The sequence below is a fragment of the Ruegeria sp. BI11 genome, from assembly GCF_056538005.1.
Map to the genome: position 1 here is coordinate 21,302 of NZ_JBQFSM010000013.1, position 18,115 is coordinate 39,416.

Annotated in this window: 17 protein-coding genes and 1 pseudogene; 8 read left to right on the forward strand and 10 right to left on the reverse strand. The window is 55.0% G+C overall.

Annotated features, from left to right (window positions below; translation table 11 throughout):
* Positions 1-20 precede the first annotated feature (20 nt).
* Positions 21-929: a LysR substrate-binding domain-containing protein gene (locus tag ACR0DT_RS20965; RefSeq protein ID WP_480712620.1), complete on the forward strand. Its 909-nt coding sequence runs from the start codon at positions 21-23 to the stop codon at positions 927-929.
* A 17-nt stretch (positions 930-946) separates the two neighbouring features.
* On the opposite strand, the gene ACR0DT_RS20970 is transcribed toward ACR0DT_RS20965, so the two are convergent.
* The gene (locus tag ACR0DT_RS20970; protein WP_480712621.1) at positions 947-1,513 is read right to left on the reverse strand and encodes a UbiX family flavin prenyltransferase; all 567 of its coding nucleotides are present in this window, start codon (positions 1,511-1,513) and stop codon (positions 947-949) included.
* Complete coding sequence (locus ACR0DT_RS20975; RefSeq protein WP_480712710.1) at positions 1,510-3,018, reverse strand: UbiD family decarboxylase; 1,509 nt, start codon at positions 3,016-3,018, stop codon at positions 1,510-1,512. The genes ACR0DT_RS20970 and ACR0DT_RS20975 overlap by 4 nt, the downstream gene beginning before the upstream one ends.
* Positions 3,019-3,145: 127 nt before the next feature.
* Between ACR0DT_RS20975 and ubiT the strand changes: the two genes are divergently transcribed.
* The 5 genes from ubiT (at position 3,146) to ACR0DT_RS21000 (ending at position 6,694) form a co-directional block, all read left to right on the forward strand.
* Complete coding sequence (gene ubiT, locus ACR0DT_RS20980; protein ID WP_480712622.1) at positions 3,146-3,688, forward strand: ubiquinone anaerobic biosynthesis accessory factor UbiT; 543 nt, start codon at positions 3,146-3,148, stop codon at positions 3,686-3,688.
* Positions 3,688-4,665: a ubiquinone anaerobic biosynthesis protein UbiU gene (gene ubiU, locus ACR0DT_RS20985; RefSeq protein WP_480712711.1), complete on the forward strand. Its 978-nt coding sequence runs from the start codon at positions 3,688-3,690 to the stop codon at positions 4,663-4,665. Before ubiT ends, ubiU begins: the two co-directional genes overlap by 1 nt.
* Before the next feature lie 4 nt (positions 4,666-4,669).
* On the forward strand, positions 4,670-5,572 hold the full coding sequence (gene ubiV / locus ACR0DT_RS20990) for a ubiquinone anaerobic biosynthesis protein UbiV (protein WP_480712623.1): 903 nt from the start codon (positions 4,670-4,672) through the stop codon (positions 5,570-5,572).
* 111 nt (positions 5,573-5,683) lie between these two features.
* Positions 5,684-6,112: a hypothetical protein gene (locus ACR0DT_RS20995; protein WP_480712624.1), complete on the forward strand. Its 429-nt coding sequence runs from the start codon at positions 5,684-5,686 to the stop codon at positions 6,110-6,112.
* Between the two features lie 111 nt (positions 6,113-6,223).
* Positions 6,224-6,694 (forward strand): Dps family protein, encoded by a 471-nt coding sequence (locus ACR0DT_RS21000; protein ID WP_480712625.1) that lies wholly within the window; start codon positions 6,224-6,226, stop codon positions 6,692-6,694.
* 1 nt (position 6,695) lies between these two features.
* On the opposite strand, the gene ACR0DT_RS21005 is transcribed toward ACR0DT_RS21000, so the two are convergent.
* The 6 genes and pseudogenes from ACR0DT_RS21005 to ACR0DT_RS21030 all read right to left on the reverse strand — a co-directional run bounded on the left by ACR0DT_RS21005 (position 6,696) and on the right by ACR0DT_RS21030 (position 13,569).
* Positions 6,696-6,950, reverse strand: a complete 255-nt coding sequence (locus ACR0DT_RS21005) for a DUF1289 domain-containing protein (protein ID WP_480712626.1) — start codon at positions 6,948-6,950, stop codon at positions 6,696-6,698.
* A 166-nt stretch (positions 6,951-7,116) separates the two neighbouring features.
* Positions 7,117-9,903 carry a bifunctional aconitate hydratase 2/2-methylisocitrate dehydratase gene (locus tag ACR0DT_RS21010; protein WP_480712627.1) on the reverse strand — a complete coding sequence of 929 codons (2,787 nt, stop codon included), beginning with the start codon at positions 9,901-9,903 and terminating at the stop codon, positions 7,117-7,119.
* Positions 9,904-10,225: 322 nt separating this feature from the next.
* Entirely contained in the window at positions 10,226-10,525 is a 300-nt protein-coding gene (locus tag ACR0DT_RS21015) for a DnaA N-terminal domain-containing protein (RefSeq protein WP_480712628.1), read from the reverse strand.
* A gap of 170 nt (positions 10,526-10,695) precedes the next feature.
* Positions 10,696-11,156, reverse strand: a pseudogene (locus ACR0DT_RS21020) (IS6 family transposase).
* A gap of 1,075 nt (positions 11,157-12,231) precedes the next feature.
* Positions 12,232-12,822, reverse strand: coding sequence for an isochorismatase family protein (locus ACR0DT_RS21025; protein WP_480712629.1), 591 nt, complete (start codon positions 12,820-12,822; stop codon positions 12,232-12,234).
* A gap of 18 nt (positions 12,823-12,840) precedes the next feature.
* Positions 12,841-13,569, reverse strand: coding sequence for a pirin family protein (locus ACR0DT_RS21030; RefSeq protein WP_480712630.1), 729 nt, complete (start codon positions 13,567-13,569; stop codon positions 12,841-12,843).
* 90 nt (positions 13,570-13,659) lie between these two features.
* Between ACR0DT_RS21030 and ACR0DT_RS21035 the strand changes: the two genes are divergently transcribed.
* Positions 13,660-14,562 carry a LysR family transcriptional regulator gene (locus ACR0DT_RS21035; RefSeq protein ID WP_480712631.1) on the forward strand — a complete coding sequence of 301 codons (903 nt, stop codon included), beginning with the start codon at positions 13,660-13,662 and terminating at the stop codon, positions 14,560-14,562.
* 332 nt (positions 14,563-14,894) lie between these two features.
* Here ACR0DT_RS21035 and ACR0DT_RS21040 read toward each other — a convergent pair whose 3' ends face one another.
* Positions 14,895-15,770, reverse strand: a complete 876-nt coding sequence (locus ACR0DT_RS21040) for a polysaccharide lyase family 20 protein (protein WP_480712632.1) — start codon at positions 15,768-15,770, stop codon at positions 14,895-14,897.
* A gap of 289 nt (positions 15,771-16,059) precedes the next feature.
* Here ACR0DT_RS21040 and ACR0DT_RS21045 point away from each other — a divergent pair, with 289 nt between their 5' ends.
* On the forward strand, positions 16,060-16,749 hold the full coding sequence (locus ACR0DT_RS21045) for a hypothetical protein (RefSeq protein WP_480712633.1): 690 nt from the start codon (positions 16,060-16,062) through the stop codon (positions 16,747-16,749).
* Positions 16,750-16,933: 184 nt separating this feature from the next.
* On the opposite strand, the gene ACR0DT_RS21050 is transcribed toward ACR0DT_RS21045, so the two are convergent.
* On the reverse strand, positions 16,934-17,941 hold the full coding sequence (locus ACR0DT_RS21050) for a hypothetical protein (RefSeq protein WP_480712634.1): 1,008 nt from the start codon (positions 17,939-17,941) through the stop codon (positions 16,934-16,936).
* Positions 17,942-18,115 lie beyond the last annotated feature (174 nt).

Here is an 18,115-nt window from a genome sequence, read left to right on the forward strand (position 1 = left end):
GTTTTGCATAATCTGAATTTATGCAAAAACTCTGGTCCCTTCTGTCCTCACCCCGCCATCTGGTCGTCTTCGAAACTGCTGCGCGTACGGGGTCTTTCACCAAAGCGGCAGATGAATTGAACGTTCAGCAACCCGCGGTCAGTGCCTCGATCAAGCAATTGGAGACTTCTCTGGGAGTCGTACTGTTCCGGCGCAGCCATCGTAAGATCACTTTGACCAATGCAGGAGACCGCCTGTTTTCAGATGTCACCCGCGCGTTTGAGATATTGTCGCATTCCGCAGCCTCAATCCGGCAATTTGCCAGTAATGATCACGTGACACTCAGCGCGTCCTCGGCTTTCAACAACTATTGGCTCATGCCACGCATCGCGTCATTCCAGCAAAACCATCCTGATATCGAGTTGCGCCTGCAATCCAGCGATCGCGAACCGGATTTGAACGTGGAAACCATCAGCCTCGCCGTACGGCTTGGCGATGGCGAATGGCCTGATTGTGACGCGCAGTTGATATCAGATGAGATTATCTATCCCGTCGCCGCACCAAGGGTCATGGCCGCCGCCGTGACGCTTAAAAATGTACCCGGCCTGTTAAACCAGCGGCTTATTCACCTAGAGGAACCTATCCGCGAACGCCCAACATGGGAGCAATGGTTTCGAACCTTTGGCATCACCGAAGTCACCCCGCGCACAGGTCTGCGGCTGAACGACTATGCATTGGTTCTGCAGGCCGCAATGGCGGGTGAGGGTTTTGCCTTTGGCTGGCATCACGTCGTAGCGCCACTGGTGCGGCAGGGTATGCTGGCGGCGCGTCAGGATTGGGCATGGAAAACGGGCAAGGGGTTTTATCTGGTGTGGTCGAAAACCCGCCCTCTGACGCCCGAGGCCGAGATTGTGCGTGATTGGATTCTGTCCGCCCGAGCACATGATTAGAAATGACCGGATCAGGATCATGCGCTCCAACGGGCTGCGGTGGGGGCACACAGACGTAAGCTGTCGACCGCACGCGCCGCGATCTGGTCGATCACGTCGCTCAGGTCCTGCGGCTTGAGGTAAAAAGCCGGAACAGGTGGCATGATCACGGCGCCCATTTCCGTTGCAGATGTCATATTGCGCAGATGCGCAAGCGTCAGCGGCGCTTCGCGGGTCAGCAGGATCAGGGGGCGGCGTTCTTTAAGCTGCACACTGGCCGCGCGGGTCAGCAGGTTGTCATCCAGACCCAGCGAAATCGCCGCCAGCGTGCGCATCGAACAGGGTGCAACGATCATACCCGCAACCGGAACCGAACCAGATGCGATACTGGCTCCGACATCACTGGTGGCGTGGTGCCGTGTAGCCAGATTACACAGGTCATCTAAAGCATCCGCACCGCATTCCTGCGCCAACGTCAAATGAGCCGCCGGGCTGACGACCAGATCAATCTCAGCCCCCAATCCCGACAAATTGCGCGCCACCGCCAGACCAAGCGCCGCACCCGATGCACCGGACACGCCCAATATGACACGGGGGGTACTCATCGGCTCAACTCCGGCATGACCCGATCCAGCAGATCGGTAGCAAAGGCCGCGTCTGCCTCTGAGGTTCGCATGACCTCGCCCCATTCCCGGAACGTTTCCGAGCCAATCTTGGTGGTGGCGTCGATCCCCATCTTACCCGCCAATCCGGGTTGAGGTGAGGCAAAGTCGAGGTAATCCATCGGTGTATTCTCCAACACCGTCACGTCGCGCACAGGGTCCATGCGCGTGGCAAGTGCCCAGGCAATGTCGTCCCAATTTGCAGGATTGATATCGTCATCCACGACCACGATCATCTTGGTGTAGCTGAACTGCGGCAACATCCCCCAAAGCGCCATCATCACCCGCCGCGCCTGACCCGGATAGCGTTTATCGATGCTGACAACGGCCATGCGATACGAACACGCGGCAGGCGGCAGCCAGAGATCGCGGATTTCGGGGATTTGCACACGAATTGTGGGCAGCGACAGCCGGGTGAACACCTCTCCGATGATTGCAGGCTCATCCGGAGGCCGACCGGTATAGGTGGACAGGTACAAGGGTGCTTCACGATGGGTCACGGCAGTGACGTGCATTACGGGGAAAGGCTCGGCCGGATTATAGTAACCCGTGTGATCGCCAAACGGACCTTCGGGGGCAGTTTCGGTGAGCGAGACCCAGCCTTCCAGCACAATCTCGGCCTCGGCTGGCACCATCAAGGGCACGGTTTTGGCAGGTACCATTCGGGGGCGTACCCCGTTCAGAGCGCCTGCGAAGGTGAGTTCGGACACTGTTTCCGGCAGTGGCAGTGCCGCCGACAAAAGCGTTGCGGGATCGGCACTCAGAACGACGGCCACCGGCATCTTTTCAGCACGCTGGACCCAACTGCGGTGATGAGCTGCCCCGCCGCGATGGGGCAACCAGCGCATGATCAAACGGGTCCGGTCTAAAACCTGTACGCGGTAAATACCTGCATTATAACGGCTCACAGCCCCGGCATCGCTGTCATAGGGGCGCGTCACCACCACGGGCCATGTGATCAATGGCCCGGCATCGCCCGGCCAATGGGTTTGCACCGGCAACGCGGACAAATCGACATCCGCCTCTCTGCGGACCACATCCTGAACCGCAGCCGAACGGACAGTTTTCGGCCGCGCCGCAAGCACCGCCTTCAGCATCGGCCAGCGCGACAGGGCGTCGCGGAACCCATCCGGCGGAGCCGGGCTGCGCAGTGCCGCCAGAAACGACCCCAACTCATCCAGACCTTCTGGCGTAACGCCTAGCCCCGCGGCGACACGTTCGGCGGTGCCGAACAGGTTCACCACGACGGGAGTATCCGAACGGTCGCCCTGCGCAGTCACCGGGTAATCAAACTGCAGAACCGGGCCTTGCGCTTCCAAGACGGCGCGGTGCACAGCGGTCATCTGGTGGCGCAACGAGACCGGGTCGGACACCGTTTTGAATCGGCCAGCATCACGGCACCAACCAAGGAAATCACGCAGGGTGGGAAATTGCGGCAAGGTGCGAATGGGACAGCTCCGGTAATTTGTCCTTTCCCTAGCAACGAATTTGTCGCGCAGAATTGACAACCGTCAATTCTTGGGCACTTGCACCCGCTTAGGACAGCAGGACCAGTCGAAACAGCAGGAGGTCTGCTTGTCCGATCCCCACATCTCGATACCGCTCTGCCCCGCCCCAATGGCGGCGGCCCTGCGGGTGCTACCGCTTACACCACTGTCACTTTCGCTGACCGTGTTTGCGCGCAAGATTGCGCGCAAGACGCCCGGACTATTTGAGCGATTAGGAGAATATCGTCAGTCCCAATTTGTACTCGATCCTGTCGACCTGCCGATTGCCCTGTGCCTCAATCCCAACGACGGTCGGCCAAATGTGACCCTGACTCGCAATCAGGGAAACGGCGTGGCCCGGATATCGGGTCCGCTCGCGGCGCTGCTGGGTCTGGTGCACGGTGCTTTTGATAGCGATGCGTTATTTTTCTCGCGCGATCTGGTGGTTGAGGGCGACACAGGCGCAGCCCTCGCCCTGCGCAATGCCGTGGATGATGCCGAGCTGGACCTGGCACAGGAAGCCGCCGCGCTGTCCGGGCCCTTCGCTCGCCCGATGCAACAGCTGATTTCCCTAGCTCAGCGTCAGACCGGCCTCTGCCTGACCCGACCTGAGGATACCGCGATATGGTGATGGAGATCGTCTGCCCGGCAGGCACACCCGCCGCCCTGCGCGCCGCAGTCAAAGCCGGGGCGCATACGGTGTATTGTGGTTTCAACGACGAAACCAATGCCCGCAACTTTCCCGGCCTCAACTTCAATCGCACCGAAATGCGGGATGCGGTGAGTTTCGCGCATCAATATGGCTCAAAAGTGCTGGTTGCCATCAACACCTTTCCCCGCGCAGGGGATGAGGCGATCTGGCATCGCGCGGTGGCGGATGCCGAAAGCAGTAGTGCAGATGCTGTGATCCTGGCCGATCTTGGGCTGCTGGATCATACAGCCCGCACCCATCCCGGACTGCGTCGGCATTTGTCGGTGCAGGCCGCCGCAGCCAATGCCGATGTGATCAATTTCTACGCCGACACTTTCGGCGTCAAACGTGTGGTCCTGCCGCGGGTCCTGTCTGTGCCCGAGATCGCCGCCATCAATGCCGAAACCAACGTTGAGACCGAAGTGTTTGTCTTTGGTGGCCTGTGCGTGATGGCCGAAGGACGCTGCTCGCTCTCTTCATATGCTACCGGGCTGTCTCCAAACATGAATGGCGTCTGCTCACCGGCCAGCCACGTGGATTACGCCGAAGATCAGGGCGTTTTGGATGCGCGTTTGGGCGGTTATCTGATCCACCGGGTTGCCAAGGGGGAACCGGCCCCCTACCCCACCCTGTGCAAGGGGTGCTTCACCGCAGGCAGCCAAACGGGGCACCTATTCGAAGACCCAGTTAGCCTGAATGCCGAGCAGTTGATCCCTCAATTGCAAAAAGCGGGCGTCACCGCATTGAAGATCGAAGGGCGGCAGCGGTCGAAATCCTATGTCGCGCAGGTGGTACGTAATTTCCGCACGGCGGTGGATGCGCTTGAGGCCGGACGCCCGATGCCCGAAGGCATGCTTGCCCGCCTGTCCGAAGGGCAAGCCATGACGACTGGTGCCTATAAAAAGACGTGGAGGTAACGCGATGGAACTGACAGTTGGTCCCAGCCAATTCTTCTGGCCCGCTGAAATCTGGACCGGGTTTTATCAGGATCTGACCCAATCCCCCGTCGACCACGTTGTGATCGGAGAGCTGGTCTGTTCGAAACGCCTGCCCTTCTATCAGGACCGCATCCCCGATGCGATTTCTGTGCTGATCGATGCCGGGAAGCAGGTTTCCCTCACCAGCCTTGCGTTGGTCACGCTGAAACGCGAACGCAAACTGACCGCCGAACTGGCAGAGATGGGGGTGACGGTTGAGGTCAACGATCTGACTGCGCTGGCCCATCTGCCCAAGGGCTGCGCATTCACGGTGGGGCCGCTGGTTAATGTCTACAATGAAGGCACCTTGCAATGGTTGGCGGCGCGGGGCGCTCAGCGCGTGTGTCTACCCCCGGAATTACCGCTGGCTTCGGTTGCGGCACTGACGCGGAAAGCCAATGACCTGGGCATCGCGATCGAGGTCTGGGGGCATGGTCGGCTACCACTGGCCATCTCTGGCCGCTGTTATCACGCGCGTCTGCACGGGCGGACCAAGGACAATTGCCAGTTCGCCTGCGAAGATGACCCTGACGGGCTTGAGGTCCTGACCGGCGATGGCAGGCCCTTCATGGCGATGAACGGAGTACAGACCCTGTCCGACAGTTACGCCTGCTCCGACTATCAAATTGACCAATTGCGCGCCGCCGGAGTTTCGGCCCTGCGCCTGTCCCCGCAATCCAAGGGGTTTCCGCAACTTTGCGCACTGTATCGCAAACGTCTGGATCGGACCTTGCCGCAAGGTGGTATCGCACAAGAAATCATGACCGCTGACCCCAATTTGCGTCTAAGCGACGGGTTTCTGAGCGGGACGTGCGGCGTAGACTGGTCCGGGGCGTCATCATCGTGAAATCAAGCTACCCCGGTTGGCCGGTCTTCACATCCTTGTGCCCATTGCTTGCTCGCGAAAATCCCTAGTACTATTATCAGGTATTATAAACTGAAACGGCCTCAAACCCTGATGCAGGCAATCAGTCTAAAACCCGCCGAGGACCTTTGCCCTCCCCTGCCGCCCCAGCTGCGGGAGAGGACTGTTCAGATTATCAACCATCTGCGTATGGTTGCGCTGCAATGCCGCTCAGCCTCACGCGTGGATCTGGATCAGGCCTGTGCGCTATTGCTGGCCGATCCGGCAGATACCCGGATGCGCCACGCGGAAACGCTGATGCGGGGGTTCCGACATGCCGTGTCCAAACGCCCCATTTTCTTTCGCCCCGGCACGGTAGAACTGTCCTTTGATGAAGCCTGGCTGGGTAGGCTATTCGAAGCAGTCGATCAGAGTGATGATGACAGCTTCCGCTTCCTGATCCAATCCCGCGTGCCCCGCTGGACACAGCGGAATCTGGCCTTTCTAATCCGCTCGATTTCCACCCAATTTCATCAGAATTAGAATTATTCTAAAATCCTCTTGGAATTCTGTTCTGACCCTCTAAATAGGTTTCAGAAACCTGTTTTTTCTATCAGACAACATGACCAACCGAAGAATCAAAGGGATTCAATTATGACCCAAACTGCGATTGATCTGACCACCGATGCCCGGGCCACCATCGCCGACGCGCTGAACCAAAGCGTGGCCGAAACCACCGTCACCATGATGTTGGCACAGAACTTTCACTGGAACGTAACCGGCATGGCGTTTGGTCCGTTGCACGCCCTGTTTCAGGAAATCTACGAGGATCATTTCGAAGCACAGGACGATCTGGCTGAGCGCATCAAAGCACTGGATGCCCATGCCGAAGGCACACTGGCCGGGATGCTGAAACGCTCGAAAGTAAGCGAACATGAAGGCGACGCGACCGACAAAGAAATGGTCAAGATGCTACTTGAGGCTCAGGAAACTGTGGCTGCAACCCTCGCGGGTGCGGGCGAGCTGGCCGCCAGCCATAACGACTCTCTGACCGAAGACCTATGCATCAGCCGTGGTCAGACGCACGAGAAGTTCGCCTGGATTCTGCGCGCGCACCTGCGCTGAACTAGCCGATAAAGGTGATCTTCACCTTGACCTTCTTCTTTTTGAGTTTTTTCAGATAGGCCGGTCCCCAATGGGTGTACCGGCCCATTTGTTCCTGCTGACTGACAAGCATTTTCAGGAACGCCTCTTGCTGGTCAGAACGTTTGATCGTCTTGAACAGCTTTTTCTGGCTTTTGGTCATCGAACAGCCAATGCAATGACCCGCACGGTTGAACTTGCAAACGTCAATACAGGGTGAGGGGACTTTCTTGCCCATGAGAGGATCTCGCTGATGCGTTCACTTACCGGATGCGACCGGATGAACGTGTCATTTCGCAATCAGTCTACACTGTTGGGGCGGCCAAGCCGAGCATCCCGAAATTCACATTCGGGACAGAAGCGGGTCGGCACATCCTGAAACAGGTATGCCGACCCCGCAGGTCTTAGAAATGCGCCGACTTGGTGTTTTCCGGCGTTGTGGCCGGTGTAAACTTGGTCAGGTCAATGCCTTCCACAGCGGATTTGTACTCTTCGATCTTCGGCGTCCGGCCAAGGATCGCAGACAGTACAACAACCGGGGTCGAAGCCAGCAGGCTCTCGCCTTTCTTGTCGGGTGCATCAGCCACAACACGGCCTTGGAACAGGCGGGTCGAGGTGGCCAGAACCGTGTCGCCCTTGGCGGCTTTCTCCTGGTTTCCCATGCAGAGGTTACATCCAGGGCGTTCGAGGTACAGGATGTTCTCGTATTCGGTGCGTGCCTTCTCTTTCGGAAACAGGTCGTCGAATTCGAAGCCCGAGTATTTCTCTAGCACTTCCCAATCGCCCTCTTCCTTCAACTCGTCGATGATGTTGTAGGTCGGAGCCGCAACAACCAGCGGAGCCTTGAATTCGACCTTGCCGGTCTCCTTTTCGATGTTTTTCAACATCTGGGCGACGATCTTGATGTCGCCCTTGTGCACCATGCACGAACCGACAAAGCCCAGATCCACCTGTTTTTCAGCATTGTAGTACGAGATCGGACGGATCGTATCGTGGGTGTACCGCTTGGAGACGTCGGCGTTGTTGACGTCCGGGTCGGCAATCATTGGTTCGTTGATCTGATCCAAGTCGACAACAACCTCAGCGGAATACTTCGCGTTGTCATCGGGCTGCAGAGCAGGTTTTTCACCCGATTTGATCTCGGCAATGCGTGCATCAGCGATGTTGATCAGCTTCTGCAGCATTCCGTTTTCATGCTCCATGCCCTTGTCGATCATGATCTGAATGCGCGACTTGGCCAGTTCAAGCGAACCGATCAGAGTGTCATCGTTTGAAATACAAACTGAGGCTTTCGCCTTCATCTCGGCGGTCCAGTCGGTGAAGGTAAAGGCCTGGTCCGCCAGCAGCGTACCGATATGTACTTCGATTACGCGGCCTTGGAACACGTTGTCGCCATGCTGTTCCAGCATCTGCGCCTGGGTGGCGTGTACGACGTCGCGGAAATCCATGTGATCGGCCATCTTGCCCTTGAAGGTCACTTTGACCGATTCCGGAATCGGCATCGAGGCTTCACCGGTTGCCAGCGCCAGAGCTACAGTGCCAGAGTCGGCCCCAAATGCCACGCCTTTGGACATCCGAGTGTGGCTGTCGCCGCCGATGATGACCGACCAGTCATCCACGGTGATGTCGTTCAGCACTTTGTGGATCACGTCGGTCATCGAGTGGTAGACGCCTTTCGGGTCACGACCGGTAACGAGGCCGAAGTCATTCATGAACTTCATCAAGCGAGGTGTGTTTGCCTGCGCTTTGGCATCCCAGACAGATGCGGTGTGACAGCCCGATTGATAGGCGCCATCAACGCAGGGCGCCACAACTGTCGCGGCCATCGCCTCAAGCTCCTGCATAGTCATCAGACCGGTGGTGTCCTGAGAGCCAACAATATTGACCTTCACCCGCACGTCCGAACCGGCGTGCAAGGTTTTACCCGGCGTTGTGCCCACAGCGTTCTTGTTAAAGATCTTCTCAACCGCTGTCAGACCCTGACCTTCGTGACTGACTTCTTTCGACGGCGCAAAGACCAGCGGCGCCTCGACACCCAGCGTTTCGGCTGCCAATGCCTGAAGTTTCTTGCCAAAGACAATGGCGTAGGAGCCACCCGCCTTCATAAACTCCACTTTCTGCGGGGTGAAGGCCGAGGACACGTCCACCAGCTCGTCGCCCTCTTCGCTCAGCAGCTTGTGCTTTTTGGTGTTGATCTTCAGAACCGTGCCGGTTGTGACCGAATACTTCTCTTCCAAGATCGGGTTGCCATCATTATTCAGGATCGCATTGCCGTCTTCATCGACCTTCTTGACCCAGTTTTTCAGGTCCAGACCGATGCCGCCTGTCACGCCCACGGTGGTCAGGAAGATCGGCGAGATACCGTTGGTGCCAGCCACAATCGGTGCCATGTTGACGAAAGGAACATAGGGACTGGCCTGCTTACCGGTCCACAGTGCGACGTTGTTCACGCCCGACATCCGGGACGAGCCCACACCCATGGTGCCTTTTTCCGCGATCAGCATCACGCGCTTGCCGGGGTGCTGCAGCTTAAGCGCTTCGACCTCTTGCTGTGCCTTATCCGAGATAAAGCACTTGCCGTGCAGTTCCCGATCGGCACGCGAGTGCGCCTGGTTGCCGGGCGACAGAAGGTCGGTCGAGATATCGCCCTCAGCCGCGACATAGGTCACAATCTCGATCTCTTCGTCGACCTCGGGCAGTTTAGTGAAAAACTCTGCCTTGGCATAGCTTTCCAGAACGTCTTTGGCTATCGGGTTGCCGGCCTCAAAAGCGGCTTTCAGGCGGTCAGTGTCGGCGTCATATAGGAAGACCTGCGATTTCAGCACCTCTGCCGCCTGCTCAGCAAGCGCTGCGTCTTCGCCCAGTGCCATATCCAGCAGAACCTCAATCGAGGGGCCGCCTTTCATGTGCGACAGCAGTTCGAACGCAAAGGGAACCGAAATCTCTTCAACTACGGTGTCGCCCAGCACGATCTCTTTCAGGAACTTGGCTTTTTCGACTGCAGCGCTGGTTGTACCAGGCAGCGTGTTGTAGATGAAAAAGTTCAGCGCCCCGTCGCGGCGCTCGTTTCCGGCATCCTTGACCAGAGCAACGATCTCATTGACAAGAGCACCGTTGTCGATGGGCTTGGGGTGCAACCCTTGTTCTTTACGGGTCTCGATCTCGCTGAGGTAGTCTGTATATAGGCTCATGGCTATTCCCGCTGCTAGCGTTAGATAATGTGGCTTGCCGGATTCGCGGTCGTTTGACCAGATCCGGAATTTTATTGTATGCGGCGGTATACTAATTCCCCACAAACATCAATACACCTTCTTGCAGCGACTATACGGAGCTGCAATGTCGGCGACCAATTGCGCATAATTAACGATCCTCAGATCAGCCACGCATGACTAAAACAACTAATGAATACGATTCTCACTAAGTTGAGCCCCCGGCCACTTCTTCCATTTCAATCCGAGAAAGGATGAGTTGCTTAAATTATACTCTCGCAAACAAAGCTATGGCGCGATCAAACTAGTCTATCAAACGCACCTTTTGAGTTTGTCTAAACTCAAGCTGGATCGCGCCATGCAAAGGTTTCAAATGGTGCGACTGAACATATTGTGCAAGAAACTTGCTGAGCGCACGCAACGTGATTGTCTGATCTTGGATCTCAACAAGCCGGAGATCGCCACACCAACTTTTGAACAGTAGTGTTTCATACTCTGACAAACGCCGAAGTGCCTTGCTCCACGAGTCGTCAAGTTTTTGTACTTCCCGTTCAGCAGTTGAAGGGTTTTCTTGACCAAATTGAATTTGGACGACCTTTTCCATTAGTTTTCGTGATTGCGCTTCCATGCGCGACGCAAAATCAGAGCTAACATTCTGTCAAACCGGTTTGCTCAGGCGATAGATTTCCGCGTAGTTCAAACGATAGGCCGCAACACGTCCTCTCGGTTCTGTCCCATTTTTTCGGAGGCTAAAAAGATGGACAGGAAGGTCGGCTATCCTGCCAAAAACGCGAATTGTTGAAACGGCGAGTGCCTGGGTATGAATTTACCTTTTCGGATCATGTTGGACAGTTCTATTCCAGCGAGAGCGGATGCCACTGAATCAAAAGACTTGAAACCCAACATCGGCCTGATCCGGCGTTTGGATAGCATGAAGTCCAGGGTCTTGCCGTGTTTGTGGATGGCCCGGTAAAGGTACACCCACTCACCCTTCACTTTCACATATGTCTCATCCATGCGCCATGATCGGTCGGCAGGACGCTTTTTACACCGGGATGCATCAGCTATATGACCAGCGTATCGGCTCAGCCAACGGTTCAGCGTCGCGTAATCCAGTTCAACACTACGTTCCGCCGTAATTTCTCCCAGATCCCGATATGACACGCCGTATCGAGATAGAAGAAATCGGTGTACAAAATCACTTCCTTTGGAAAATGCGCACCCTGGAATGAGATTGTTACGGTCTGCTCTTGTCTTGTCCGAACACGCGCGCCCAAAAGAACGCTCGGCCCAACAAATGCGGAATAGACTTGCGTGAGACCCCCGCTGATCACAGCCGCTTCGGAGTGGAACTCCATGGCCGTTAAGGCTTTTTTCCAGAGCGGATATCCACGCCCGCTCAGGTGAGGATCCGGATGTCTGCTTTGCGGACCTTTGCAGCCGACCGCATTTTTAGTCCAAAGGATCGCAGTCAGCCCAAACCGGACATTCAATCCAAGACTTTGCAATTCCGGCTTAGCGGACAAAGCGACCTTCATTCCCCTTACTGAATGTTCTATTCACCCAGTGTCGTGTTGATTATTGGATAACAAAAAATGACCCGCATCTTTGCATTGCTTGTTCTCTTGTGCTGTTCGGCTGTGCAAGCTGACACTGGGGACGTGCCACTGTTGCCGGATGGTACAGTAGATGTTGACGCTGTTATACGGTCATTCAGCGCAGTTAGCCCCCGCACTACAGCAGGGACGTTGCCTGAATTTACCGGATCAATTCTTGGTCAAGCGTACGAGGCAAATTATGATGCTGCCGACCTTGTGAAACCATTCGACCTGACGATTAGGTCTAAAGGTCTTTCGGAGCATGCCACCTACTTAGTTGCAGTGTTACTCAACGACACAATTTGTCTGGAATCTGACCTGCGAGCTAACGTTCTAATGTGGCGTGAGACTGCTGTTCCATTAAGTGAAGGGTGGTCAGTGAAAGCATCGTGTTCGGAACGAACTAAAGACGCACTGAATTAAAATGGCGGCTAAGGGCTCTGTGCCGCCGTACTCTGCGGTTTGCATGATTGGCTAGTCGCAGCCCAAAGCGGACATCCACAATTGGGGTTTTCAGTTTCGTAGATGCGCAACTAAACGGTCCTTTTGCTTCATTCTGAGTGGCAGTCAAACGCTCGTGGCTGCCATTCGATTCATGGATTTCGCGCCCTATGCATACATCGTGTAAGAGGCGAAGAACTTCTGAAAAGTTTGCCGGCCGCCCTGTGAATGGGGCAGCCGCACTCGTATCGTTTGTAAAGTTTAAGCGAGCCTATCCGCGGCTCAGAATTTCCTCACCAAGGATCTGCATGATTTTCTGGCCGGTCTCGCCTGCCCAATTGACAGCAAGCTCTGCCAGCAGCGCGCTGGTTGTGGTGAGCTCGACACCACCGCGCTCCATCTTCCGGAACGCCATCTCATCCGTCAGCGCGGTGGAGGAGCCAGAAGCATCGACCACCGCAGTCACGGCAAAGCCTTCGTCGGCGGCGCTGATTGCAGGAGGGGCAAGGCATACGTCGGTGGTGATGCCCGCCATGATGAAATGCTTGCGCCCGGTGTTGCGGCAGGCATCTGCAAAGGCGCCGTCATCCCAGCAGTTCACTACGCCGGGACGCTTAATCCGCGCGGCGAATGCATCTGGTGCGATCTCTTCCAGCGCGGGCATCAGCGGCCCCTGCATGTTGTCTTCCATACTGGAAGTCAGCACCAGCGGCATGCCAAGCGCGGTCGCCGTCCGCGCCAGGGCGCGGGTGTTGGCTTCTATTAGTTCGCGGCCAACGGATTTAGCCCAGCTCATTGTGCCGACCTGATGGTCTATCAGAATGATGGCTGCGTTGTCGGGGGTCACTTTTTTGGAGGTCATATTGATGTCCTTTCCTGCTTAAGAGATTTCGGAAGTGGGCAGATCGAAGATCAGGATTTCGGCTTTAGCTGAGACCGAAATCTCCAGGTTTCCGGAGCGGAGCAGTCCCAGCCCATCTCCTTTGCCAAGGGGGAGATCAGCAACAGTTGCCTCGCCTTCGATCATAAAAATGTAGAGGCTGCGTTCGGGGCTGGACGGGCTGAAACTCAGCACGCCGTGGCGGTCGAATTTGCCGTAACTGAGACGCACTTCCTGCTGAACAACGAGGGAGCCATCGGCACCGTCGGCCGACAGCACCAGCTGGAACCGATTGGTGTGGTCCGCGGTTTCCAGCTCCTTGCTTGAATAGGCCGGCGCCAACCCTTTGGCCCGCGGCTCAAGCCAGATTTGCAGCGCCCGCATCGGCATCGTCCGCGAGTTGTTCACTTCGTTGTGGAGGATGCCGGTGCCAGCGGTGATCACCTGAAGGCCCTTCGCTTTTACAGTGCCGTTGTGAACGGGCACCACCGGATCGATATGCGATACCTCTCCGTCTACCATGAAGGTAACGACCTCGACATCCTGATGCTGATGCAGGCCAAAACCCTGGGCGCCTGGGGCCAGTGTCCCGTCGTCGATTGTAATCAGCGGGCCCAACCTGCGCCGCCCTGCTTCCAGATGCGGCTTGAACGACAAATGCGCCTGCATGAAGCCGAAGTCCTTAAACTCACGGGTTGCAGCGGGGTGGTAGACCATCTCTGTCTGCATTGCTCATCTCCTGACCAGTTCGCTGGGACAAAATTTAGGGATCTCCTTCGTTCTAGAAAATGATCCTTTTGTTAACTATCGTTCGTAATAATGAACGATAGATTCTATTCCTGCGCCAAGGCCCTGGTTGCGACTGTTCGTGCCGGGTCGATGAGTGCGGCAGCGGCGGAGCTGAACACCACGAAATCAGCAATCAGCCAAAAGCTTGCACTGTTCGAAGCTGAATTGGGGTTGGTATTGCTGGACCGGTCAGGTCGGGCGGTGACCCCGACCTCAGCCGGGCGCAGAATATTTGAGATCTGCGCTGGTCCTGTTGACGCAGCGCTTGAGGCCGAGGCAGAGCTTGGCTTTGCCAGAAGCGGGAAGATTGCTGGTCGAGTTTCAGTCTCGGGGCCAAACAGCCTGCTTGGCACCGTGTTTGTCCCTCTCCTAGCCGGGCTTCAATCCCGTTATCCGAGTGTCGAATTGGAGCTTCATGCAGACGATTCCAGGTCTGATTTTGCGGCAGATGACATCGATTTGGCGTTCAGGACTGGTTCCGCCGACAAAGGGCGGTTCATCTCGGCAACCTTACCGCCAGCCCGGCGTGCACCTTACGCCAGCCCAACCCTATTGGAGCAGGTGCAAGACGTTGTCCGGCCTGCTGACTTATTGTCGCTTCAATGTGTCGTACGAACTCAGGAGCCCAGCAAATGGGTGTTCAAGAACGACGACGGTCGACAAGAGGTTGTCACGCCGCCCATTGGGTTGCGGGTTAACACGATGGAGCTTGCCTATTCGGCAGTTTTGAGAGGGCATGCAGTTGCCATGCTGCCCACATTGCTGGCGCAACAGGATGAACGCGCCGGAAACCTCGTGCGCCTACTTCCTGACTGGTCTACCGAACCAGTTCCCCTGACTTTGCTTTGCCGCCCTGAACGTTTGGCCGCTCCGCAGGTCGCTGCGGTTCGGAAATTTATTTTGGAGGCATGTAAACCCGCACAGTCGTTGTAGAGAGCCAATCACGCCTGAGCTGAATGACGGTATGTGGAATCCACGTGGCTCAAATCAACAAGCCGCTAAAAATATGTTTTTGCGGAACCTCCCGGCTGACGCATTGATGCGCAGTAAAGTTGTCAATTACAGCTCCGCTTCCAGGGATGATCCACTCATCCGATAGTGCCAGCTTAGCCCACATCAAACCAGTTCGTGAGCCATCTGGCATTTGGTTGATTGGCCTAGTGTCGCCGTTCGCTACCTTTTTGCATAGTGACTGAAGGCAGCCCTATGCAGACATTCCCAACTAAACACTGCAAATCCGAATAAGCGGACCAAGCGGACATCGATTATTGTCTAACATCTTCCCGTGTTGGCCCTTGACGCACGTCTTTGTATAGAGCCCAAATCGTTGGACAGGAGCCACCGCACCGTGAGACAAAACTACGAACAAGCCCATATCTGAAGTACAATCGGTCATTGGCATTGGTTGTCGCGCCGCGATAGGTCCAAACCGGGCGGCCATTCAAAAATACCTCGATGAAACCGTCGCTTTGTCGTGACCATTTTGCATGCAGTTCGACCCTCGTCCAACGACCTAAAACTGAGTTGAGGCCTGCAAGCCGTTCTCTTCGGAACAATGGGACCGGATTCATTGGATCATCATCGAGATGATAGGGGTCTGTCAGTTTGATAAAGAAGCCTTTCTGACTTAACATAAAAAGTACTTCGGGCCCACTGGTTCCTTGTTGATGGACCTGACCCAGTATCAACGGTGTGCCACCGCCACCTGAAGGGGGCGCTGCAAAATCCGGAGGAAGGTAGAACGAGTACGCATACCAAACCTCGCTTCCTAGTTTAATTCTAGGCTTCGAATCGTAAAACTCGATTCTTTCTCTTTCGTGGATGCAATCATTAGACTTCGTTGAGCAATCACCAGCTTTCAATACAAAACGTTCAGCCACAGTGCCGTCTTTCAATTTTACTCGTGAAAGTCTTTTTGCACCGGACGCCGATTTCAATTTCATTCTTCCAAATCCTTCGGCGAGCGAATTTTGGGCCCAGACAGCCTCTGAGGTCGCGAAGAATATCGCCGCGAGGAACGCTGCACAAAAAATGACGACGGATGAAAACTTCAAAATGCCCTCCCGCGCTTTTAAATCGGGCGCGCCGACAATTCCATTTTCTACATCGTTAATGATTGCTTTCTGTGAACCGGGGGTCAAGAGTTCGCTAATGTGCACCGGTTTCCAATACGCCTCTTCTACGCAAAGGACAGGCGGCTGATAACCTGGTGAGTCATGCTTGAGGGTTGCTAGGGTAAGAGGCTACGTGGTTCTGCGGTGACTGATTTGGTAGGCTCGGTGTCGATACGTTCGCTCGCCAAAATATCGTGAGTGACGGCAGTGGGGACGGAGCTATCCTTGGCGGATCCATACGGTTGGGAGCGTTTTGTACAGAATTTCACTTTGCAGTATGCTCATCCGTAAACAGATTTCTATTTCTGGAGATTTGATGTTTCGTTTTGCTGTGATTATGGCCCTTTCTTTTGGCTTCTTTGCTTCTTCGGCAGGTGCCAATCCGCTGAATCAGTGGAGCATTTCTTGTGGTGTGGACAAAGGCTCAATCACGAAAAAGGGTCGAACGTGGACGTTTAAAACCAGCAGAAACCACTGCCCAGGTGGTATTTTCACACAGCGCGCGGAGATTTACACTGATAAGGTTTCAGCAAAACATCGGGGGTCGTACCTCTTTACGAGCCGCGTATCGATGACAGGTGAAATGGGCCATAAATTTGGCCTGTTTCAAATTCACGACGGCAGACGTGGCTGCGCACCACCACTCAAAATCGATGTCTCGAAATCAGGACACTTGGCGCTCGTTAGTGACATTAAAACGGGACCGGGGGAGTCTTGTATTCGTGGAAAGCTGACAACCGCAAAATCTCCTGACCGCTTTGTGCTGGATGGTAAGGAGCGGGAACTAAAAGTGCTGGTAGTATTCGATGGAAAGGGCAATTTTGACGCAACAGTTTGGCTGGGTGACAGAGTGCAAGTGACGGGGCGCTATGAATATTCTAAAAACGCTGGTGCATTTCAGCCTAATAAGTACTTTTTCAAGCACGGCGTTTATTCTCAATTCCCATTTCGCTACGAAATGGTTTCCCGAGACGTTCGGGTGCAGCGCGTAAAAGTCTCCAGGTAATTCCGTTAGGATCATTCTTATTTGGTTTGTTCCCAGACTTCACCGCGCTTAATGTAGACATTTCTTGCACTTTGTTCATTGTCTACCGCGCGGAAAAATCGGGCATTGAAGCTCTTATTCTGCGGCGGCATTCCTCCATGAGCGCTTATTTGGAGTAAGCAGTGCATTCGCGCTACAAAAATACCTATCGGTAACCCCAAATACAGTCTGTTGCGGTTCCCAGGCTTATTGCTTCAAACATTGGTTTCTTTCCCCTTGATACGTCTTTTGCCATTCGCCGCAATTGTGGAGCTGAGGGGCTATTCGGGTACTTGCTGACGTAGATGGGTATCCAACCTAGTGTCCAGGTGTTGTTTTTCCTCCGGTAGCCGTCGAAACCAGGTGGTCTGCTTGCGACGACACCTGTCCACCAGTTCACCGCATCATGAACGTTTCGCCCTTTGTAAGAAGCGTTGAAGGCGCCAATGCCAAGGTTTTCCAACATCGCAGCGCCCTCGATAACGTGCGCCAAGGTCTCATTATACTCGTCTTCCATACTTAGTTCGCTCAGCGGCACATTTTTGTGGTCCTTGTGTCGGGTAAGATTGCCAATACTGCCAATCAAATATGGAAGCGCTTGCTGCCAGTTTCTCTGACCGGCTTTTATCAATCGTTTGTCGTTCGTGACTGAACCCCAACTGATGAGCGCAGCACCGGATAAAGCACGGCTGTCAGCAGCACTGTTTCCCTTGAGCTGTTTTTGATTTCTCAGCATCGGTGTGCCCCACGCGATTAGAGTCGCCCGCTCCTCTGCGGAGAGTTGGCCTTTGGACTCCATGAAAGTAATATAGTAAGCAGTAAGTTTTAAAATTATGGACTGAATGGCGTAGGGAGAGTTCCCCGACACGTAATTCCCTTTAGTGTACGTTTTTGCACGAGCGACCTCCAAAATGTAGTTCTTGAAGCCCTGGACATCTCTGCCTGCCATCGTTCGCGATAAGCCTATCCCATAGTAGTGCGTGAAGTTGACTCCGTCGTCATTCGGAAATGGACGACGCACTATTCTTTGCGACAACGTAAAAGAATTCACACCTGAAAAACTGCCGCCGCATCCACTCAGATTAGAGGGCGGGGTCCAAAAAGAATTGTCCTGGGCACGGGCCGTTATCGGCAAGAGCAGCAAAACAGAAATCAAAATCGCCGAAAAATTCATGAAAGGCGAGCCTCAGCTTTTTCAATTCACCCTTCAAACTGACCCACCGCCTAAGGCAATGTCAAATATCAAACGTTCGCCACATAAAAGCTGCGGTCTGGGCTCTACGCGGTCGTGCCCTACAGATTCTTCACTGTCAGCTCTGCGGAAAACGTAGACACCTGTGCTTCGTTG